At 40.6% G+C, this 22,692-nt stretch carries 19 protein-coding genes and 1 pseudogene; 19 read left to right on the forward strand and 1 reads right to left on the reverse strand.

The genetic code is table 11. From position 1 onward, the window contains the following. Positions 1 to 44 precede the first annotated feature (44 nt). The 3 genes from ACJ004_RS09815 (at position 45) to ACJ004_RS09825 (ending at position 2,676) form a co-directional block, all read left to right on the forward strand. Entirely contained in the window at positions 45 to 446 is a 402-nt protein-coding gene (locus ACJ004_RS09815) for a hypothetical protein (RefSeq protein WP_410892739.1), read from the forward strand. Continuing rightward, on the forward strand, positions 433 to 1,800 hold the full coding sequence (locus ACJ004_RS09820; protein ID WP_410892740.1) for a 4Fe-4S binding protein: 1,368 nt from the start codon (positions 433 to 435) through the stop codon (positions 1,798 to 1,800). The genes ACJ004_RS09815 and ACJ004_RS09820 overlap by 14 nt, the downstream gene beginning before the upstream one ends. Positions 1,801 to 1,941: 141 nt before the next feature. Continuing rightward, a complete protein-coding gene (locus ACJ004_RS09825; RefSeq protein ID WP_410892741.1) occupies positions 1,942 to 2,676 on the forward strand; it encodes an urease accessory protein UreH domain-containing protein in 735 nt (244 codons plus the stop codon). Between the two features lie 72 nt (positions 2,677 to 2,748). Here ACJ004_RS09825 and ACJ004_RS09830 read toward each other — a convergent pair whose 3' ends face one another. Beyond that, the gene (locus tag ACJ004_RS09830) at positions 2,749 to 3,429 is read right to left on the reverse strand and encodes a YqjF family protein (protein ID WP_410892742.1); all 681 of its coding nucleotides are present in this window, start codon (positions 3,427 to 3,429) and stop codon (positions 2,749 to 2,751) included. 103 nt (positions 3,430 to 3,532) lie between these two features. Between ACJ004_RS09830 and ACJ004_RS09835 the strand changes: the two genes are divergently transcribed. The 16 genes and pseudogenes from ACJ004_RS09835 (at position 3,533) to ACJ004_RS09910 (ending at position 22,403) form a co-directional block, all read left to right on the forward strand. Further along, entirely contained in the window at positions 3,533 to 3,904 is a 372-nt protein-coding gene (locus ACJ004_RS09835) for an ArsR/SmtB family transcription factor (protein WP_410892743.1), read from the forward strand. Further along, positions 3,853 to 4,152 (forward strand): annotated as a pseudogene (locus ACJ004_RS09840) (HAD family hydrolase); the annotation flags it as partial. The gene ACJ004_RS09835 and the pseudogene ACJ004_RS09840, both read left to right, overlap by 52 nt. Before the next feature lie 124 nt (positions 4,153 to 4,276). After that, a complete protein-coding gene (locus ACJ004_RS09845) occupies positions 4,277 to 5,215 on the forward strand; it encodes a cation diffusion facilitator family transporter (RefSeq protein WP_410892744.1) in 939 nt (312 codons plus the stop codon). A 176-nt stretch (positions 5,216 to 5,391) separates the two neighbouring features. Continuing rightward, a complete protein-coding gene (locus ACJ004_RS09850) occupies positions 5,392 to 5,673 on the forward strand; it encodes a YhdT family protein (protein ID WP_410892745.1) in 282 nt (93 codons plus the stop codon). After that, entirely contained in the window at positions 5,670 to 7,121 is a 1,452-nt protein-coding gene (gene panF / locus ACJ004_RS09855; RefSeq protein WP_410892746.1) for a sodium/pantothenate symporter, read from the forward strand. The genes ACJ004_RS09850 and panF overlap by 4 nt, the downstream gene beginning before the upstream one ends. 103 nt (positions 7,122 to 7,224) lie before the next feature. Then, complete coding sequence (locus ACJ004_RS09860) at positions 7,225 to 7,443, forward strand: CsbA family protein (protein ID WP_410893071.1); 219 nt, start codon at positions 7,225 to 7,227, stop codon at positions 7,441 to 7,443. 411 nt (positions 7,444 to 7,854) lie between these two features. Further along, positions 7,855 to 9,834 carry an excinuclease ABC subunit UvrB gene (gene uvrB / locus ACJ004_RS09865; protein WP_410892747.1) on the forward strand — a complete coding sequence of 660 codons (1,980 nt, stop codon included), beginning with the start codon at positions 7,855 to 7,857 and terminating at the stop codon, positions 9,832 to 9,834. Positions 9,835 to 9,841: 7 nt separating this feature from the next. Further along, positions 9,842 to 12,715 (forward strand): excinuclease ABC subunit UvrA, encoded by a 2,874-nt coding sequence (gene uvrA / locus ACJ004_RS09870; protein ID WP_410892748.1) that lies wholly within the window; start codon positions 9,842 to 9,844, stop codon positions 12,713 to 12,715. A 332-nt stretch (positions 12,716 to 13,047) separates the two neighbouring features. Beyond that, the gene (locus ACJ004_RS09875; protein WP_410892749.1) at positions 13,048 to 13,362 is read left to right on the forward strand and encodes a magnetosome magnetite crystal formation protein family; all 315 of its coding nucleotides are present in this window, start codon (positions 13,048 to 13,050) and stop codon (positions 13,360 to 13,362) included. A 41-nt stretch (positions 13,363 to 13,403) separates the two neighbouring features. Beyond that, on the forward strand, positions 13,404 to 14,513 hold the full coding sequence (locus ACJ004_RS09880; protein WP_410892750.1) for a DUF4097 family beta strand repeat-containing protein: 1,110 nt from the start codon (positions 13,404 to 13,406) through the stop codon (positions 14,511 to 14,513). A 16-nt stretch (positions 14,514 to 14,529) separates the two neighbouring features. Continuing rightward, the gene (locus ACJ004_RS09885; protein WP_410892751.1) at positions 14,530 to 14,895 is read left to right on the forward strand and encodes a phage holin family protein; all 366 of its coding nucleotides are present in this window, start codon (positions 14,530 to 14,532) and stop codon (positions 14,893 to 14,895) included. A 178-nt stretch (positions 14,896 to 15,073) separates the two neighbouring features. Next, the gene (gene hprK / locus ACJ004_RS09890; protein WP_410892752.1) at positions 15,074 to 16,009 is read left to right on the forward strand and encodes an HPr(Ser) kinase/phosphatase; all 936 of its coding nucleotides are present in this window, start codon (positions 15,074 to 15,076) and stop codon (positions 16,007 to 16,009) included. A gap of 20 nt (positions 16,010 to 16,029) precedes the next feature. Beyond that, positions 16,030 to 16,848 (forward strand): prolipoprotein diacylglyceryl transferase, encoded by an 819-nt coding sequence (lgt, locus tag ACJ004_RS09895; protein WP_410892753.1) that lies wholly within the window; start codon positions 16,030 to 16,032, stop codon positions 16,846 to 16,848. Positions 16,849 to 16,960: 112 nt separating this feature from the next. Further along, a complete protein-coding gene (ppaX, locus tag ACJ004_RS09900; RefSeq protein WP_410892754.1) occupies positions 16,961 to 17,605 on the forward strand; it encodes a pyrophosphatase PpaX in 645 nt (214 codons plus the stop codon). A 4-nt stretch (positions 17,606 to 17,609) separates the two neighbouring features. After that, positions 17,610 to 18,143: an acyltransferase gene (locus tag ACJ004_RS09905; RefSeq protein WP_410892755.1), complete on the forward strand. Its 534-nt coding sequence runs from the start codon at positions 17,610 to 17,612 to the stop codon at positions 18,141 to 18,143. Between the two features lie 294 nt (positions 18,144 to 18,437). Further along, positions 18,438 to 22,403, forward strand: a complete 3,966-nt coding sequence (locus ACJ004_RS09910) for a bifunctional 2',3'-cyclic-nucleotide 2'-phosphodiesterase/3'-nucleotidase (RefSeq protein WP_410892756.1) — start codon at positions 18,438 to 18,440, stop codon at positions 22,401 to 22,403. The last annotated feature ends 289 nt before the right edge of the window (positions 22,404 to 22,692 follow it).

Consider the following 22,692-nt stretch of genomic DNA (forward strand, 5'->3'; position numbering starts at 1 on the left):
GTATAACATTAAATCCCTTAATTAACTTTATGGAGGTGGAAAATTTGAAAAAGGTATCTTTATGTTTATTTACATTAGCATTTATTTTCTCTTTTAATGTAAGAGCTTTAGCGGATGGGGACCATAGTAAAAATATTAAACAGGCTACAGAAAATTTTAAAAATGGAAGTAGCAATGATCAAGCCGAAGATAATGCGGGCATGGATCATGATAACGGAAGTGATATGGAAGGAATGGACCATGATAGCGGAAGCGACATGGAAGGCATGGATATGGGGGACGACAGCAGTGGTGCAGCTCATGATCATCATGCAGCAGTTGTTGAAACGCCACCAAACTATAAAGTGTTAGGGACATATGGAGCAGTAAACTTAGTATTTATCTTAATTGGTGTTTGGAATAAGTGGTTTAGAAGAAAGGGGGATTTGAATAATGGCAATGCCTGAGAAAAACTTACCAGAAAAGGAACCTTTTGATCTCCTATCAATACCGGTTGTGAAAAAGTTTGTAAAAAGCAAATGGTATCCAGGAATCTTTCAATGGATAGTCATTTTCGTGTTTTCCATCATTGTATATGAATTAGTGATGGGTACCGTAGATCCTAGTAAAAACTTTGGTACAACAATGACATGGGTGTTATGGTGGCCAATTATTCCAGTATTATTTTTAGTTACTGGCCGCTTCTGGTGTGCTATCTGTCCATTCGGTAAATTAAGTGATATTGTTCGAAAATTTGTTGGCAGCAAGCGTCCAATGCCTAAGTTTTTAAGAAAATATGGAATTTGGCTGATTGATTTATTCTTTATTGCCATCACTTATAGTGACCATGTTTGGGGAATTGTAGAGTCACCACGAGGGTCAGGTTATCTATTGCTATTATTAGTAACAATGGTTGTAGCAACTTCTGTTTTTTACGAAAGAAGAACCTTCTGTAAGACGCTGTGTTTCCTTGGTGGTTTGGCAGGGAACTATTCACGCTCTGGAGCATTAAAAGTTCAGGCAACACCTGATATTTGTAAAACCTGTAAAGTTCAATCCTGCTACAAAGGATCTGAGGGTGTCGAGGGATGTCCAATGTTCCAGTTTCCACGGACAATGGAATCGAGTGCAGAATGTAATATTTGTGGGAACTGTGTGAAAAACTGTCCCAATAATTCGGTGAAAATTACGACTAGAGTTCCGACAAAAGAGTTATGGGGCTTAAAGAATCCGAAGCTTGAGCATGCATCTTTAGCAGCTGTTATTATGGGGATCGTGTTCGTACAAAATATTACCATGCTTGAACCATGGCAGAATATTTTAAGTGCGATTGGCTCAGTTACTGGTACTTCCAGCTATGTTGTAAACTTTACGATTGCCTTCATTATTGCCATGGCATTACCGATTCTATTATTGTTAGGAACTGCAAAACTAGCATCATTTCTTGGAATGGAAGGTTCAATTAAAAAGAACTTTACTCGTTTTGGTTATGCGATCATTCCGCTTGATCTTGCTGGGCACTTAGCCCATAACCTGTTCCATATTTTCACTGAAGGTAAGGCGGTATGGTTTAACTCGATTAGATTATTTGGAGTCGATTCGAATCCAGCAAGCTTAAGTCTTGCTCCAACCCCAACAGTTCAAATGATTCAATATATTGTTATCCTAATCGGATTGGTCGGTACTTCTTATGTAGTATATAGAATGGGCAAAAATAAAAATACCGCTTTTAAAGCTATGCTCCCTTATTATGTACTTATGACAGTACTCGCGATTACTAATATTTACTTATTCTCGCTCCCTATGATGCACAGGGTATAATTAAAAGGAAGATAATAAAGAAGGACCATAGTGGTTCTTCTTTTTTCAGATTGAATATGCTTGGTAAATGGTATCTTCATAATTACTACATCATTTTATGATAATCATTTTATCTATTAAATATTGATTTCAGGTGATTAAATGTACAGTATATTGAGTCAATTTAGTTCGTTTGTAAGTAAACCCTTCTTCAATATAGCCTACGGTTTAGAATCATGGCCCATTGCCTTTGCTTTAATTTTAGGTCTTATAGGGGCCCTTGCACCTTGTCAGCTTACTGGTAATATCAGTGCTGTAACATTGTATGGCAATCGTTCTTTTCAAAAGAAAATTGCTTGGAAGGATGTTTTCTATTTTACTATAGGAAAAATAGTAGCCTTTTCTTTATTAGGAGTTTTGGTGTGGCTGCTTGGAAGGGAGATTGAACAAAATCTTACGTTATATTTTCCTTGGCTGAGGAAGATAATGGGACCTTTATTAATAATCGTTGGTGTGTTTATGTTGGGTTTTATAAAATTACAAGGAACGATTAATCTATTTAGGGGATCGAAAGAATATAAACACGAAAATCCACTCGGATCATTTATGCTGGGATTTAGCTTTTCGCTTGCATTCTGCCCGACTATGTTTATCCTATTCTTCGTCACCTTAATGCCAGTTGTGTTGTCTAGTTCCTATGGGTTTATTCTACCGCCGATATTCGCAATTGGAACAGCTATTCCACTACTAATTGTTATTCTAATTATTTGGTACCTCGGTGGAAGTGGTGCGATAATGAAAAAAAGCAGATCCTTTGGTATTGTCATTCAAAGAGTGGCAGGCATTATGATGATACTATTAGGGATATTTGATACCATTACGTATTGGTCTTTATAACAATGCTTCATACAGATGCAAAGAAACAACGATATATGGTCGTTGTTTTTTTTAATGTAAACCTTTTGAGGATTAAGCCTTCCTTAACGGGAAAATAATCACTTGTTTTTTTGCTGCATAGTGTAATAGCAGCGGGTCAGTGGTTAATGGAAAAGGTGCAACCTCATTTTCCATTATTCTATAGTTCACCTCACTCACTTCCCATTTTTCATGGCGGATATCCCCCCGTAACAGCAGATTTCCCCACTTGGTAAACAAGCAATAACGCTCTAGCAGCCAATAATCTAGGCTTCCAGGTTCTAGCTGTTTAGGCTGCGAAGCTGACTCATACCTAGCTGAAAACTCCCCGTATTCAAACAACCTTCTGCTTTTAAAAAGAATCTCATTATTTTCTTCGACCATCTCCATCTTGGAGAGTCGATACGGTAATGACATGGCCTTAGTGCCTAAAACAGTAAGGGGATGGTTCGCATCGAGCTTGAAAAAGTAAACTCCGGCCTTCCCCTTGAACTTTACATATGTCCTCACATTTAATTCTAAATACGTATTCCAAAGTGGGATTTCTGGGAGCCAATGAAATTTTTGATGAGTAACTTTAAATGGAAGAATAGTAATCCAAGCCTTCCCATTATACAAATCTAGTTCCAGTTCACTTGGAATGAGAGCCTTTATTTTGTCCGGAGTCTGCTCCCAATGCATAAACATTAAATGCTCCCATGTTTGGGTCATCACCCAAGCCGAACTCTTTTTCATTTGAAAAAATCCCCTTTCAAAAACAGCAAAAATGATTGACATTCAAACCACCATTTGAATATCATATAATCAAACAAACATTTGAATGAAGAAGGTGACCAAAATGAAAGAGCGTGATGTTTGCGAAATAACTTGTGTGGATACCGAGAAAACCACTCGAGTTCAACAACTTCTTCAAAAAGATAACAATATCCCGGAAGTAGCTAAGCTATTTAAAGCATTGTCCGATGAAACGCGCTTGAAAATAGCTTATTCTCTAACACTTGAGGAAGAGCTTTGCGTTTGTGATGTCGCCCATATTGTTGGGGCAACAACAGCTACAGCCTCCCATCATTTGCGTCATCTAAAAAAACTTGGGCTCGCGAAGTATCGTAAAGAGGGGAAGCTTGCTTATTATTCCCTTGATGACGACCATGTTAAACAATTAATCCATATCGCAGTTGCCCATCAGGAAGAGGTGGCAGGTCGTGGGTAAGACAGTTGAAAAACAAGTCTATCGAGTCCAAGGTCTTTCTTGAACTAGTTGTGCCGAAAAATGCAATTCATGCCTTAATTGCCGTGGCTGATGAAGTGGGAGAAAGCAGCAAAACAGTTATCGAACGGCTGCATCAACTAGGAATTAAACACACGATTTTGTTAACCGGCGACAACAAAGCAACTGCGGAGACGATTGGTCGACATGTGGGTGTGACCAGCATCGAAGCAGAACTGCTGCCACAAGATTTGCGGTTAAGTGGCGTGTATCGAAAAATATGGATTAGAAAACACTATCCTTAATCGTAATATTTTCGTTTTAGAAAGAAATAAATAAAAAAGCCATTTGCATTAGGCTTTTGGGGGGATAAACATGGGTCATCACCATCACGGACATTCACATGGACATTCACACGACCACTCACATGGTCATTCACATACGAGTAATAAAAAAGCATTATTGAGTTCCTTCATATTAATTGCTACCTTTATGGTCGTCGAAGTAATCGGTGGTCTTTTAACGAACAGTTTGGCGTTATTATCAGATGCCGGTCATATGCTAAGTGATGCGGCTGCACTTGGGTTAAGCTTTTTTGCCATCAAACTTGGTGAGAAACAGGGATCACAGGAAAAAACGTATGGTTACAAACGATTTGAAATTATCGCTGCAGCCCTAAATGGATTAACACTTATGGTTATTTCAATCTATATCTTTTTTGAGGCTTTTCAACGCTTTTTTAATCCGCCTGAGGTGCATAGTACCGGGATGCTAATGATTTCTATTATAGGATTGCTGGTAAACATTATTGCTGCATGGATATTAATGAAGGGTGACAAGGATGAGAATCTGAATGTCAGGAGTGCTTTTTTACATGTACTTGGCGATATGCTGGGGTCTGTTGGCGCGATTGTCGCTGCCTTGCTGATCATGTTTTTCGGCTGGGGGATTGCCGATCCAATTGCCAGCATCATTGTTGCGGTATTAATTTTAATCAGTGGATTTAGGGTAATAAAAGACTCCTTCAATATTTTAATGGAGGGTGTACCATCGCAAATTGACATTAATCATGTGAAGGAAGAACTCTGCAAAATACCATTGGTGAAGGAAGTCCATGATTTGCACATATGGACCATCACCTCTGGCTATCCAGTATTAAGCTGCCATATTACCATTTCGAATAACGGTGTTCATGATGACGTCCTCTCACAATCACAGCGAATTCTTCACGACGATTTTCACATCGAACACAGCACCATCCAAATTGAAAAAGAGGCCAACGGCTGCCCTAGCCCGCATGGGACTTGTAACTAAATAACTTTGTATTATTTAACCTATCCCCTTCTCTACCGTAAACGATAGAGAAGGGGGAGGTTTTTATTTTGCTCATTTTTTCTTTTTCCGCTAGGATTAGATTGGTTATTTTTTCTTTATTGGTTAAAAATAACATGACTTTATTGAGAGAATTTTCACGAAGGAGGAATATAACGATGAAAAATGGTAATCCGCTGGACAAGCGCTTCAAAATCGCTCACCGTGAAGCACTTATAGGAATTATCCTTGTTTTGATTAATTTTATCTGGTGGTATGGTTTTGCATATGGGCTCGGTTCAGCCAAAGTAGAACATTATTCTTACATATTTGGTTTACCAACTTGGTTTTTTTATAGCTGTGTTCTTGGCTTTATTGTTATGGTTTTACTCGTTATTTTTACTGTAAGAGTTTTATTCAAGGAAGTTCCCTTTGAAGTGGAAGAGAGGGAAATCAAGTGAACTGGGCCGTTATTACACCGTTACTTATTTTTTTATTGATTATCTTTGCTGTTGGCATGTGGTCAAACAAATTCGTCATCAAATCAAACTCGTTTTTGGAGGAATACTTTTTAGGAGAACGTCAAATGGGCGGGTTCATTCTTGCCATGACAATGGTGGCAACGTATGGCAGTGCCAGTAGTTTTATTGGCGGGCCCGGGATTGCTTATACGCAAGGATTAGGCTGGGTCCTGCTTGCAATGTCCCAGTTAGCAACAGGTTATTTTACATTAATGGTATTGGGGAAGAAATTTGCGATTGTTTCCCGTCAATACAAGGCGATTACCTTAATTGATTTTTTAAAAGAGAGATATAAAAGTAAAGCTGTCGTGTTAATCTCGGCCGCAAGTATCATTATTTTTCTGTTTTCATCGATGACCGCGCAATGGATTGGCGGAGCACGTTTGGTAGAAAGTTTAACAGGCTTACCCTACATGTCAGCTCTATTAATCTTTGCTTTTTCGGTCCTTGTCTTTGTTATTGTCGGCGGATTTCGTGCGGTTGCCATCACAGATACGATCCAAGGTGTCGTCATGTTTGGCGGTACATTAATCCTTTTGATTGCAACCATTAAAGCGGGTGGGGGAATCCCAAAGATTATCTCAGACTTGGCAGCAGAAAATCCTAATTTAATTAGTCCCTTCGGTGCCGATCGTAGTCTGACCCCTACCTTTGTATCCTCCTTTTGGATTTTAGTAGGGATTGGTGTCGTCGGTCTGCCGCAAATCGCTGTCCGAGCGATGTCTTATAAAAATTCAAAGGCAATGCATAATGCGATAATCATTGGCACAATTGTGGTCGGCTTTATTATGCTTGGTATGCACCTCATTGGTGTATTTGCAAGACCCGTACTTCCAGGTGTGAAAATTGGTGACACCGTCATGCCGCTTCTATCAATAAAAGTCCTGCCTCCCTATCTTGCGGGCATTGTTCTCGCTGCCCCAATGGCAGCAATTATGTCGACTGTGGATGCATTATTAATCTTAGTCAGTTCAGCATTGGTCAAGGATGTCTATTTAAATTACATCAAGCCGGATGCAGGGAACGACCAAGTAAAAAAAGTTAGTTTTACGGTGACTGCCGTCATTGGAATTGCCGTCATTCTTCTTTCGTTAAGTCCACCAGATTTAATCGTTTGGCTGAATCTTTTCTCATTTGGGGGATTGGAGTCGGTTTTTATCTGGCCGGTGATTTTAGGGTTGTATTGGAGTAAGGGGAATAAATACGGCGCTATCACTTCGATGATTTTAGGGATGGGTTCTTATATATTATTGGATCAATTATATCCGAATCCATTTGGCTTTCACACAGTCGTCCTGCCCATTCTCCTATCGTTTCTAGGATTCATGCTGGTTAGTGTACTTACTCAACCCAAGGAAGGGAATATGAGTGTAAGGATGGGAAAGTGAGTTTATATATTATTTTTGTTGCAATTTTGTGAATTAATTTCTAGAATGAATTAACAGAAATTAATTAAATGAGGTGTACTCATTGGAAACCGTAATTCGATATATGTCAGCGCTTTTTATTCCGGGGCTGCTCGTCTTGCTTTTTACACGGGTTACATATAACCGAGTCATCGGGCTCATCTTAACCGTTGCCCTGATTGCCACTTCCGTCTATAAAGGTTATACCAACACATTCATGCTGATCGTGGTGGATGCTTTCTCATTAACCGCAGGCTTTTGGATCGCTGAAAAAATGAAGGAGAGGGCATTGAAGAAGACCTAGACATTGAAACAATCATGTAAGTCTGTCAATAAATTGGCAGGCTTTTTTGTTTTTGGCTGTGTGAAAGATTATTGTTGATTTTTTCACTCTGTTGATTGGAGCGGAAGGCGCGAAGACTCCAGCGGGAGTTCGGGACAGGGGAGACCCCGCAGGCGCTAAAAGCGCCGAGGAGGCTCCCCGCAACGCCCGCGGAAAGCGAAGCGCCTGGAGTGGAAATCAACAGACAAATTTAACACAGCCTTGTTTTTTAATAAAAACGAATATTCGTTCGCATATTATTGGTTTGTTTTTAGGTGAATGTGGTAGAATGTTAATATGAATTTTAGAGGATACACTTGAAAGCAACCATCCCGGTCCAATAACAATGTACATATGCTGAAAAGTGATTGATTTTTACGGGAGGGAAAATTTGTGAAGGATCAATTTGAATTAGTGTCAAAGTACTCGCCCCAAGGGGATCAACCGGAGGCGATTAGACAATTAGTTGAGGGGATCAAAAACAATAAAAAACAACAGACACTGCTTGGTGCGACAGGTACGGGTAAAACTTTTACGATTTCAAATGTGATTAAAGAAGTAAATAAACCAACACTTGTCATTGCACACAACAAGACTCTGGCTGGCCAACTATACAGTGAGTTCAAAGAATTTTTTCCAAACAATGCTGTTGAATATTTTGTTAGTTACTATGATTACTTTCAGCCAGAAGCTTATGTTCCACAGACGGATACCTTTATTGAAAAAGATGCAAGTATTAATGATGAAATTGATAAATTGCGTCACTCTGCGACCTCTTCCCTCTTTGAACGGAAAGATGTCATTGTCATTGCCTCTGTTTCTTGTATTTATGGTTTGGGTTCTCCTGAAGAATATAGTGAAATGGTGTTATCGCTCCGAACGGGAATGGAAGTAGAGCGCAATCAACTGCTGCATCGCTTAGTCGATATTCAATACGACCGAAATGATATTGATTTCAAGCGAGGAACCTTCCGTGTCCGTGGCGATGTTGTCGAGATTTTCCCTGTTTCTCGTGATGAGCATTGCCTTCGTGTCGAGTTTTTTGGCGATGAAATTGACCGGATTCGTGAGGTGGATGCGCTGACAGGCGAAATCATAGGTGAACGGGACCATGTTGCGATTTTTCCAGCCTCCCACTTCGTTACAAGGGAAGAAAAGCTGCTAAAGGCGATTGAGAATATTGAAAAAGAACTAGAAGTACGCCTTGAAGAATTGCGCGAGGATAATAAATTGCTAGAAGCCCAAAGGCTTGAACAAAGAACACGTTATGACTTGGAAATGATGAGGGAAATGGGTTTTTGCTCAGGAATTGAAAACTACTCACGTCATTTAACCTTAAGAGAAGCTGGCTCGACCCCATATACCTTGCTTGATTATTTTCCAAAGGACTTTTTAATGGTTATTGATGAGTCGCATGTCACTTTACCTCAGGTGAGAGGAATGTTTAATGGAGATAAAGCACGAAAACAGGTCCTTGTTGATCATGGCTTTCGTCTGCCATCAGCACTTGATAACCGGCCATTAATGTTTAATGAGTTTGAGAAGCATATTCACAATATCATCTATGTTTCAGCCACACCTGGACCGTATGAACTTGAACATACTCCGGAAATGGTTTCACAAATCATCCGCCCGACAGGATTGTTAGACCCTACGATTGAAGTCCGTCCAATTGAGGGGCAGATTGATGACTTGATTGGTGAAATTCACGAGCGGGTTAGGAAGAATGAACGGGTCCTTGTGACCACGTTAACGAAAAAAATGTCTGAAGACTTAACGGATTATCTGAAGGAAATCGGCATTAAAGTTCAATATTTACATTCAGAGGTAAAAACGCTCGAACGAATTGAAATTATTCGAGAACTTCGCCTTGGAAAATATGACGTGCTTATCGGGATTAACCTGCTCCGAGAAGGCCTTGATATCCCAGAGGTTTCGCTCATCGCGATCCTTGATGCCGATAAAGAAGGCTTCCTCCGTTCAGAACGATCGTTAATCCAAACGATCGGCCGGGCCGCCCGGAATGCCAATGGCCATGTCATCATGTATGCCGACAAAATCACGAATTCGATGGAATTAGCGATCAGTGAAACAAAGCGACGTCGTTCCATTCAGGAAGAGTATAATCGCAAGCATGGCATCACACCAATGACGATTCAAAAGGGTATTCGCGACGTGATTCGTGCAACACATGCAGCAGAAGAGCAGGAAGAGTATAAACCAACGGCATCCTTCAGCAAAATGTCGAAGAAGGAAAAAGAGAAATTGATAGCCACGATGGAAAAAGAAATGAAGGTCGAAGCCAAAGCGCTTAATTTCGAACGTGCAGCCGAGCTTCGTGATTTAATTTTGGAACTAAAAGCGGAAGGATGACGTAACAATGGCAATGGAAAAACTGATTGTGAAAGGCGCAAGAGCTCACAATTTGAAAAATATAGATGTCACCATTCCGAGAGATAAGCTTGTTGTTTTAACTGGACTTTCCGGGTCTGGAAAGTCCTCACTTGCCTTCGATACGATTTATGCCGAGGGGCAAAGACGTTATGTTGAATCCCTTTCTGCCTACGCACGGCAATTCCTTGGCCAGATGGATAAACCAGATGTGGATGCCATTGAGGGTCTTTCCCCAGCCATCTCTATTGATCAAAAAACAACAAGCCGTAATCCTCGTTCGACGGTCGGTACGGTGACTGAGATTTATGATTATTTACGTTTATTATTTGCAAGAGTCGGACATCCAACTTGCCCGATTCATGGGGTTGAAATCTCCTCCCAAACGATTGAGCAAATGGTCGACCGGATTCTAGAATACCCTGACCGGACCAAAATGCAAATCCTCGCCCCGGTGGTATCAGGCCGGAAGGGAACGCACGTGAAGGTACTCGAGGATATTAAAAAACAAGGATTTGTCCGAGTCCGTGTCGATGGAGAAATGCTCGACCTTAGTGATGAGATTGAGTTGGAAAAAAACAAAAAGCATTCCATTGAAGTCATTATTGACCGGATTGTGGTCAAGGAAGGGGTTTCAGCAAGGATTGCTGATTCACTCGAGACTGCTTTGAAGCTGGGCGAAGGAAAGGTCATCGTAGATGTGATCGGTCAGGAAGAACTGCTGTTTAGCGAAAATCATGCTTGCCCCCACTGTGGTTTTTCGATTGGAGAACTGGAACCGCGGATGTTTTCGTTCAATAGTCCTTTTGGTGCCTGCCCCGAATGTGACGGGCTTGGTTCTAAGCTCGAAGTTGATATAGACCTTGTCATCCCCAATCGCGATCTGACATTGAAAGAACATGCGATTGCCCCGTGGGAACCGACAAGCTCACAATACTACCCGCAACTCTTAGCGGCAGTGTGTGACCATTTCGGAGTGGATATGAATATCCCTGTGAAGGAAATACCCGAACACCTTTTGGAAAAAGTCCTCTATGGCGGCGGTCGTGAAAAGATCTATTTCCGCTATGAAAATGATTTTGGCCAAGTCCGTGAGGGCAATATTGAATTTGAGGGTGTCATCCGCAATGTGGAGCGCCGTTACAAAGAAACAAGCTCGGATTTTATCCGCGAGCAAATGGAAAAATATATGGGACAGCAGCCCTGTCCAACCTGTAAAGGCTATCGTTTGAAAAAAGAAACCTTGGCCGTTCTTATAAATGGCCGTCATATTGCCCATTTAACCGATCTTTCGATTGAAGAAGCGCATCAATTTTTTACCGAACTAAAGCTGTCTGAAAAAGAGATGCAAATCGCCAAATTGATTTTCCGTGAGATTATTGAGCGACTCGGCTTCTTAATCAATGTCGGACTTGATTATTTAACACTGAGCCGTACAGCTGGGACACTTTCAGGCGGTGAGGCCCAGCGGATTCGCTTAGCCACACAAATCGGCTCGCGTTTAACCGGAGTTTTATATATTTTGGATGAACCGTCGATCGGGCTTCATCAACGAGATAATGACCGCTTGATAGGGACATTGCAAAACATGCGTGATATCGGCAACACATTAATAGTCGTTGAACATGATGAAGATACCATGCTTGCTGCCGATTACCTGATTGATATCGGTCCGGGTGCCGGGGTTCATGGCGGTGAGATTATTTCGGCTGGAACTCCTGCGGAAGTCATGGCAGACCCTAAATCATTGACAGGCCAATACTTATCCGGGAAGAAGTTTATCCCGTTGCCGCTTGAACGGCGCAAACCGGATGGCCGCTTTATTGAAATCAAAGGCGCCTCAGAAAATAATTTAAAAAATGTTAATGTAAAGCTGCCGCTTGGATTATTTATTGCCATAACAGGTGTGTCTGGATCTGGAAAAAGTACTCTTATTAACGAGATTCTCCATAAATCGCTCGCTCAAAAGCTTCATCATGCCAAAACAAGGCCTGGTGAGCATAAGAGTATTAAAGGTATCGATTATTTAGAGAAAGTCATCGATATCGATCAGTCGCCAATTGGCAGGACACCACGTTCGAACCCAGCCACATATACTGGTGTTTTCGATGACGTTCGTGACGTGTTTGCAAACACAAATGAGGCAAAGGTCCGCGGTTACAAAAAGGGTCGCTTTAGCTTTAATGTGAAGGGTGGCCGCTGTGAGGCATGCCGCGGCGATGGAATTATTAAAATTGAAATGCACTTCTTACCAGATGTGTATGTTCCATGCGAAATTTGTCATGGGAAACGCTATAACCGTGAAACCCTTGAAGTAAAGTACAAAGGGAAGAACATTTCTGACATTCTGGATATGACAGTGGAAGCTGCAGTAGAATTTTTCGAAAATATTCCTAAAATCAGCCGCAAGCTCCAAACAATCTTGGATGTCGGTCTTGGTTACATCACACTTGGCCAGCCGGCAACAACTCTTTCTGGAGGGGAAGCCCAGCGCGTCAAGCTGGCTTCTGAATTACACCGCCGTTCTCAGGGGAAATCCTTCTACATTCTGGATGAACCAACAACAGGTCTTCATGTCGATGATATTTCTCGTTTGCTCGTTGTGTTGCAGCGCTTAGTTGAAAATGGCGACACGGTCCTTGTGATTGAGCATAACCTTGACGTGATTAAGGCAGCTGATTATCTTGTTGACCTTGGGCCGGAAGGCGGAGACAAAGGGGGGACAATCGTCGCAACTGGAACACCAGAAAAAGTGGCGGAAGTCCCTGAATCATACACCGGTAAATACTTAAAGCCTATCCTTGATCGTGACCGTCAGCGAATGAAAAAGGAAATTGAAGATAAGAGTGCTATAAAAGCATAAGAAGTGTAGGAGAGCTGAAATTCATGTGAATTTCGGCTCTTTTTTATGGGGATTTTACAATCCAACAGGGGTTGTTAGAGCCAGTTTGGCGGAATTCTTGGGTGAAACGGCGGAATACACTCAGCATTTGGCGGAATAAATTCAAAGTTTGGCGGAATTCCGTTTCCTATAGGCGGAATTCAAGCTCAAACGGGCGGAATCCAGTTCAAAAGTAAATTCCGCCTCCAATGCTTAGAATTCCAGCCAACCTTTCCGGATATAATTTATAAAAAATACGAAACTTTCCAGATTCCTTTTTCGTAAATAAGGGTATAAAGGAGTTGAGCGCAAAAATGGAAACGAGAAAAGTTCTTTCAAGTTTGTGCTATTTTAGTATTTTTTTCGCGGGCTTCCTATTTCCACTGATTGTTTATTTTGCAACGGGGGATGAAGTTACAAAAAGACATGCCAAAAAGTCATTACTGTCGCATTTAATTCCACTAATTCCAACAGCATTAATGGTTTTTACAATTTTAAATGATATTTTTACGATGCATGATAGAATCTCCGCTATAACGATTATTAGTATGATCGTTTTATTACTCACATGGGGCTTTGTTGTCATCTGGAACATAATCAAAGGCGTAAAGATATTAATTTCTGAATAAGCATGAAGTGAGACAAATTTATGACTCTGGGGTGGATAACGATGAAAGAAGAAAAAAAGCGGATTTTAAAAATGGTTGAAGAAGGTAAGTTGACCGTAGACGAGGCTGTGACATTACTCGATGAACTGGAACAGGCAAAACAAACGATGGAGCAGAAGCAGGAAGAGATTGTTCATGAACTCTCAACGGCAGTAAACTTTGAAGAGGCCAAGAAGGGAGATCCCTTCCAAGCGAAGTTTCAATCAACAAAAGAAAAGATTTTCGATTTTGTCGATTCTGCATTGAAAAAAATCAAAGATTTTGATTTTGATTTGAATTTTGGTCAATCGGTTGAAATCTCCCATATCTTCCACCATGGTGATGCGGACCTGAAAGAGGTCGATATTGATGTGGCAAATGGTTCCGTTAAAATTGCGGTATGGGAACAACCGGATGTGAGGATTGAGTGTCAGGCGAAGGTATTTCGGGTGGAAAACTCAGACCAAGCAAGGCAGAACTTTTTAAGAGACACGGTATTTTCAGTTGATAATCAAAAATTGCGATTTATGACCCAACAAAAATGGATGAAGGTTGATTCCATCATTTATGTGCCAAAAGCTCAATATGACCGTATGCGCATCCGAATTTTTAATGGAGCTGTTACTGGAGAAGACATGAATGTGAATGATCTAAGAGTGAAAACGGCTAATGGAAAAATAAACCTTGATCGTGTCCAGGGTAAAAAAGCTGAGATTGAAACGGCTAACGGAAAAATTAACATAATCAGCAGTTTGATTGATGATCTTGAAGCGGAGACTATTAACGGGACAATTAAACTCGATGGCGATTTCAAAAGGGTCGAAACACAGTCTTTTAATGGTAATATCAGCTATCATCTCAGCGGAAATCGCGCGGAGTTGGTCCATGTCAAAGCGACAACTGGTGGAATCGACCTCTACATCCCAGATGGGCTGCCAGTAAATGGGGAACTTAAGACGAATCTGGGCGGATTTAATGTGGAACTTGTTGGTGTTCAAGTGCTTGAGGAGAAAAGTGAAATGATTCAAAAATCGCTTCGCTTTAAATCCATTAATCACCCCGATAAAATGATGAAAATCTATGCAGATACAAAGACGGGTTCAATCGCGATTCATAAATCACAAGAAATTTAACTAGGAGATGCCGAAAATGAGATGGCTGATTGGGTGTTTGATTAATGCGGTGTTGTTTATGGCACTAGCGGGTTATTTTCACGAAAGTTTTCAACTTACAGGATTTATGGCGGCACTTCAGGCAAGCATTTTATTGTCCATCTTAAATCTTTTGGTACGCCCGCTTTTGATTCTGTTCACATTGCCAGTAACAGTTTTAACGCTGGGGCTGTTCCTATTAGTCATTAATGCGATTACGCTAGAATTGACGGATTATTTGATGGGGGAAGCTTTTGAAATTTCCGGTTTTGGGATGGCTCTTTTCTTTGCCATAATTATGTCGCTTGTAAACTTGATTATTCAAAAGACGCTGCTCCAGCCATCCGGAAGATCCAAGGATTAAGAGAGGAAGGGTGTACATTTAAAAAAGTGTACACCCTATTTTTTGTGAGTCTGGAAGAAATACCCATGAGTACTATTCTAATTTTTTCGACATGAAAGTATGGTTATTCATTAAAAAATGCTAAAATAAGTGGAAATGGAATTTTTAGAATAAACTAATCCGATTGAGGGGGATTTCCTTGCCAAAAGTACGTACTAAAGATATAGTCGAGAAATTTAATCTTGAATTAATTAGCGGCGAAGAGGGAATTAACCGTCCCATCACCATGAGTGATATTTCACGTCCAGGTATTGAAATGGCCGGATATTTTGAATTTTATCCAGCTGAGCGTATTCAGTTGCTTGGTAAAACAGAACTTTCTTTTTTTGAAATGCTGTCCGAAAGTGAACGAGAATCAAGAATGGACCGTTTATGCACAGATATTACCCCGGCTATTATTGTTACTCGGGATATCGAAGTACCAATTGAGCTAATTGAAGCGTCTGAACGTGAATCAGTTCCAGTTTTACGAGTGGGTATGAAGACAACACGTTTTTCTAGTCGCCTTACGAATTACTTAGAGAGTATGCTAGCACCAACCACTGCTGTTCATGGGGTATTGGTTGACGTGTACGGGATTGGGGTATTAATTACCGGAAAAAGCGGAGTAGGTAAAAGTGAAACCGCCTTAGAACTGGTCAAGCGCGGCCACAGACTAGTGGCGGACGATTGCGTTGAAATCCGCCAAGAAGACCAGGATACATTAGTCGGAACATCCCCTGATTTAATCGAACATTTACTCGAAATCCGCGGTTTAGGGATTATCAATGTGATGACTCTGTTCGGAGCAGGAGCCGTCCGCAGTAATAAACGGATTACCCTTGTTATGAATCTAGAAATTTGGGATGCAAAAAAGCAATATGACCGCCTTGGTTTAGATGAAGAAAAAATGAGAATTATTGACACAGATGTTCCAAAGCTGACGATTCCAGTTCGTCCAGGACGAAATCTCGCAGTTATTATTGAAGTGGCAGCTATGAATTTCCGTTTGAAAAAAATGGGTGTGAATGCGGCGCAGCAATTTACAGAGCGCCTGTCTGATGTCATTGAAGACGGGGATCATGACGAGATATAAGGGGAAGAGGAGATAGAGTAATGAACGAAACTATTCAACCGCTGAATCCGATTGCCTTTACACTCGGACCAGTCTCGGTGCATTGGTATGGGATTATTATTGGCTCAGGTCTAGCCCTTGCTTTGTACCTTGCCATAAGAGAAGGAAATCGAAGAGGACTGGAGAAAGACACGTTTGCTGACTTAATGTTATGGGCCATTCCAATTGCGATTATTTCTGCTCGAATTTATTATGTAATTTTTGAATGGAAGTATTATGTTAATCATCCGGCCGATATTCCACTAATCTGGAATGGCGGCATTGCAATCCATGGTGCCCTGATTGGCTCCGTCCTGACCACCTATGTGTTTGCCAAAAAGCGCGGAATCTCTTTCTGGAAAATTGTTGATATAGCAGCTCCAAGTATTATTCTTGGGCAAGCGATTGGCCGTTGGGGAAATTTCATGAACCAGGAAGCACATGGTGGGGAAGTAACAAGATCTTTCCTTGAAAACTTGCATTTGCCTGAATTTATTATTAATCAAATGTATATTAATGGAGCGTATTATCATCCAACATTTCTTTATGAATCGCTCTGGGATTTTGCTGGCTTTTTCTTATTACTATTCCTTCGCCGGGTTAATTTCCGTCGCGGGGAATTGTTCCTAACTTATGTGATTTGGTATTCAATCGGACGCTTTTTCATCGAGGGCTTACGAACGGATAGTTTAATGCTTGGCAGCCTTCGGATGGCGCAAACCATTTCGATTGCATTAGTGGTGGTTGCAATGGGCATTCTTATCTATCGCCGCACTAAACAAATGACAGACAGGCGTTATTTAGATCAAGAAAATAGTTAATTGTCATGTTTAAAAGGAAAGTCTCCGGGCAAATGCTGTTTTGCTCATATAAAAATAGTGCTTTGATGGAACCTTTTGAACATGCTTAAGACTCATAGAAAGGAAGCAACCTATGACTAACAAAATAACGACCATCCTTTTTGATTTAGATGGGACTTTAATTGATACAAATGAATTAATTATTACAACCTATTTGCATACGCTTGAAAAGTATTTTCCAAGCAAGTACAAGCGTGAAGATGTCCTGCCGTTTCTCGGACCGACGCTGCACGAAGCGTTTGGCAGCATCGACCCTGATCTTGTTGAGGAATTGATTTTAGAATATCGAACCTTTAACATTGCCAACCATGATAAATTGGTGCGTGAATTTGTTGGGGTCTTTGAAACCGTACAGACCTTAAAAGAAAAGGGCTATAAGCTTGGTGTCGTCACTACTAAACGTCATGATGTGACTCTGAAGGGTCTCCGTCTCATGAACCTTGAAGCCCTTTTTGAAGTAGTTGTGACCTATGATCATGTCAGCAAGACAAAGCCGGATCCTGAGCCAATTTTTAAAGCGTTGGAACAACTGGATTCTACTCCTGAAGAGACAATGATGGTCGGTGATAATTACCATGATATTTTAGCAGGAAAGAATGCCGGGACGGTAACAGCCGGCTGTGCCTGGTCGATTAAAGGCAGAGAGTATATTGCAAAATATGAACCAGAATATATTCTTGAGAACATGGCTGATTTATTAGCTATACTCGGAGAGTGAAAAGATGAGGAATACGACCCGCTACCCTGTTGAAGGGGCGAACTCTTTATGGCACGTCTATAAGACCGTGCCTTTTTGGAAAGTTGTCAAAAATTTCATTGTGATTCAGCTGGCACGCTACACGCCATTTTTGGGGATGAAAAATTGGTTGTATCGAGTGTTTCTGGGGCTTAAGGTTGGCGAGCACACCTCCTTCGCCTTAATGGTCATGCTGGATGTGATGTTTCCAGAAAAAATCAGTGTCGGCCGCAATACAGTCATTGGATACAACACGACCATCCTTGCCCATGAATATTTAATCAAAGAATACCGACTCGGTCCGGTTACAATTGGCAGTGAAGTGATGATTGGTGCGAACTCCACCATCCTACCAGGGATTACGATTGGGGATGGGGCTATCGTCTCAGCTGGGACCCTTGTTCATAAGGATGTTCCTCCAGGTGCGTTCGTTGGTGGCAACCCGATGCGGGTCATTTATACAAAGGAAGAATTGGCCGAACGCTGGGCCGATGATCCGATATATAGAAAAAATAACTAGTCTGGTCCATTTCGACCAGACTTTTTTTATTCCATCAAAAAATAAGCACAAAAATAGTAAATAAGGCACATTTTCGTTCTTCATTCAGAACGATATAATAATAAGCAAATATACTATAAGATTCAAACAAATCCAAGTATTGTTATAGGCAGGTTTTTAATAGGTAAGGTTTCTATTAAAAATTTGCCTTTTTTTGTCTGAATCTATTTTAAAGGGGAGGATTACTTTTACATAATCTCATGGCCTGGGTTCTTAGTTTAAAGAATATAAACCAAAGGGATAGGTGAAAGTTTTATGAAGAAAAGAAAGAATACTAGTAAATTAAGCAAAATGGCTGCCGCAGCTTTGATACTAAGCACGGTTGTATCTCCGTCAATACCTTATAATGTAAAGGCTGCTTCACAAAATACAGCTACTCTTCGAATCTTGGAAACTACAGACCTGCATTCAAATGTGTTACCGTATGATTATTTCAAAGATGCACCAGTTACGAATTATGGTTTAGCAAAGACTGCTACATTAATCAAACAAGCTAGATCTGAAGTTGACAACTCCATGCTATTTGATGCTGGTGATACGATTCAAGGAAATCCACTTGCAAGTTATGTAGCGAAAGTAAATAAACTTGGACCAAATGACACCCATCCTATTTACAAGGCGATGAATTATTTAAAATATGATGCAGGTATTGTTGGTAACCATGAATTTAATTATGGTTTAGACTACTTAAAAGATGTTCAGCAAGAAGTAGATTTTCCAATCGTGAACGCTAATATTTATACAGACGATCATGATTCTAACGCTGATAATGATGTAAATTATTTTACACCTTACCGAATTATTAATAAAACAATTAAAGATTCAGCAGGTAATGAATCTACCATTAAGGTAGGGGTAATCGGTTTTGCGCCACCGCAAATTATGCAGTGGGATAAAGATAACCTAACTGGTAAAGTCATTACCAAAGATATTGTTGCCCAAGCAAATAAGTTTATTCCAAAAATGAAGGCTGATGGAGCAGATGTCATTGTAGCAGTTGCACACTCTGGCTGTGATATCGCTGAAGAAGGTCAAGAAGCAGCAGAGAATGCCGTTTACGATTTAACGAAAGTACCTGGCATTGATGCCATGCTTTTCGGACATGCTCACTTAAACTTCCCTGGTGACACGTCATTTAATGGCAAGACTGGAATCGATAATACTAATGGTAAAATCAATGGTGTTCAAGCGGTTGAAGCAGGCTTCTGGGGAAATAACCTTGGTGTGCTTGATTTAGCACTTGTTCAGGATGCCAATGGAAAGTGGTCTGTTGATAAGGCCAATTCAAAATCTGTAAACCGAGCAGTGAGTGCATCTACAGCCTCAGACGAGACAATCGTTAGTGATGCGCAAGCTATTCATGATCAAACACTTGCCTATGTACGTGGGAAAATCGGTACAACAGAGATTCCAATGCACAGTTTCTTCACACGTGTCATGGATGACGCTTCCACACAAATTGTAAACAATGCGCAAATGGATTACGTGAAAAAAGCAATCGCTAATACCGAATATAAGGATTATCCAGTCCTTTCGGCTGCTGCGCCGTTTAAGGGCGGCCGCGGCGGTGTAGCTGACTACACGAATATTGCTAAAGGCGATGTAACAATCAAGAGTGCTGCTGATTTATACTTGTTTGATAACACATTAAAAGCGGTTGAAGTAACAGGTGATCAAGTTAAGAGATGGATCGAAGAATCCGCGAAACAATTTAATACGATTGATCCCAATAAAGTTGAAAATCAAGATTTACTTGATTATGATTTCCGTCCATATAATTATGATGTCCTTGATGGTGTTAAATACGAAATTGATGTTACGAAGCCAAAAGGTGAGCGCGTTGTTAACTTAAGGATGATGGATGGAACTCCTGTAAAAATGGACCAGAAATTCATCGTAGCAACAAATAACTACCGTGCTGGCGGAAGTGGCGGCCTTGCTGAATTAAAATCTGCAAAAGTTGTTGTAGATTCTCCATTCGAAAACCGTCAAATCCTAATGGATTACATCAGTGCAAAAGGTACAATCAATCCTGTAGCAGATAACAACTGGAAAATCGCTCCTATTAAAGGCGCTGCAAAGATTGTCTTCCACTCTGCTCCAGAAGCATTACCATACCTTAGTCAGCAACCAGAAGTAAAAGACCTTGGTGCATCAACAACTAAGGCAGGCTATGAACTATATGAATTAGACCAAAACGTACATGTTCAATTATTAGGAATCAATGACTTCCACGGTCAATTAGATTATACAACAAAGGTTTCTAACCGTGAGGTCGGTGGTATTGAATACTTAGCTGCTTATTTAAAACAAAGAGAAGCAACTAACCCAGCTAATACCTTAATGGTACAAGCGGGAGACTTAGTAGGTGCAAGCCGTCCGGTTTCTGCGCTTTTACAAGATGAGCCAACCATCCGTTTCATGAACGAAATTGGTATGGACGTTGGTACGATCGGTAACCATGAATTTGATGAAGGCGTAGCAGAAATGAAACGTTTAATCAATGGTGGTGCACATCCAAAAACAGTTGAAAAGTATGGTGAATTTGAAGGTGCCGATTTCCAATATGTTGTTGCTAACGTTGAGGATGAAAAAACGGGCGAATTAATTTTACCTCCATATGCAATAAAAGAAGTTGATGGTGTTAAGATTGGTTTTATTGGTGTTGTTACAACGGAAACACCAAGTATTGTTACGGCAAGTGGAGTGGCAGGCGTTAAATTTACTGATGAGGTTGAAGCAGTCAACAAGTATGCTGCTGAATTAAAAGGAAAAGGTGTAGAAGCAATCGTGGTTCTTGCCCATGATCCTGGTACTTCAGCATCAAATGGAGACAATCCAACAGGTAAAGTTGTCGACATGGCTAAAGCAATTGACGATGAAGTTGACGTTATCTATGGTGCACATGATCACAAGTATTTGAACTCGACAGTTGATGGTAAATTGTTAGTTCAATCTTATTCCTACGGTACTGCTTTTTCTGATGTTGATTTGACCATTGACCCAGTCACACAGGATATCGTGACAAAAAAAGCGGAGGTTACATCCACCTTTAAAGATGCCATTACTCCTGATGCAAAAATCAAAGCAGAACTAAAACAATATCAGGCAAGTATTGCCCCAATCACAGATGAAGTAGTTGGAGAAGCAGTGGCTCCTATTTCTCGCACAGCAAATGAAGATGGAGAAACTGCACTTGGCAACCTGATTGCTGATGGTATGAAAGCAGCAACCAAAACCGACTTTGCTTTTATGAACGTTGGCGGTATCCGTGATGAAATTAAAGATGCTGGCCCAATCACTTGGGGCGAACTATTTGCAATCCAGCCTTTCGGAAATGATATTGTTACAATGAAGCTTACTGGTGAGCAAGTAAGAATCCTTTTAAACCAGCAGTTTGCAGCTGATAGGAACCGTATCATGCAAATTTCAGGCTTAAAATATACCTGGACCAATAATTTACCAATTGGACAAAAGGTGCTTGATATTTACCTTCCAAATGGTTTGAAAATTGATCCTAAAGGAGTTTATTCTGTTGCGGTCAATAACTTCATGGCGGATGGCGGTGATGGGTTCGTTGTTCTAAAACAGGGAGCAGAGCGCACTACAAGGATGACTGATTTAGATGCGTTTATCGATTACGTAAAATCCTTTAAAGAACCAATTTCAGCACAAATTGAAGGTAGAATTTTAATTGACAAAGTCGCACCTAATGCTCCAACTGTTAACCAAGTTACAGATCAATCTAAAGAAATAACTGGAAAAACAGAAGAAGGCGCAAAAGTTGAGGCAAAAGCAAATGGTCAAGCTATCGGAACTGCTACGGCAAAAGCTGACGGATCCTATGCAATCACCATTTCTTCTTTAAAGGCAGGAACTGAAGTTGTGGTTACAGCAACAGATGCTGCTGGTAACAAAAGTGCGGAAACTAAAGTGGTTGTGGAAGATGTAACGGCTCCAAATGCTCCAGAGGTTGGAAGAATTATTGCCCCTGCTAAGAGCGTTACAGGAAAAGCAGAAGCTGGCTCAACCGTAAAAGTTTTTGAAGGAAAAACACTCCTTGGAAGTGTTGTTGTTGATAAAGACGGAGTATTCACTATTCCATTTAAATCAGCACAAACACATGGAACAGTATTAACCTTCACATCTACGGATGCAGTTGGCAATACAAGCCAAGCAACATCAGTTACGCTTGTTAAAAGCAATTCAAAGTTATGGTAAAAAACTAGCTAGTTTCCTGAAGGATCCTTGAAGCTTTTTCAAGGGTCCTTCTAGATATTTCCTAATTTATCGTCTGGAAAATAAAATATGTAACATATTTTAAGTCTGGTTTTCGCAACCAGGCTTTTTTTGTAGTAAACTTACAGTAAAAATTGTCGTTTCGCGGGAAAATTCAGAAATTTGGCGGAATCCCTTATTTGGTTGGCGGAATTACACTAAGGGTTGGCGAAAATTGTATCGGGTTTAGCGGAATCCAAGGTATATTCAAGTGATTTAACAAAAATTTTCT

The organism is Neobacillus sp. 204 (assembly GCF_046562815.1).
Taxonomy (GTDB): Bacteria; Bacillota; Bacilli; order Bacillales; family Cytobacillaceae; genus Neobacillus.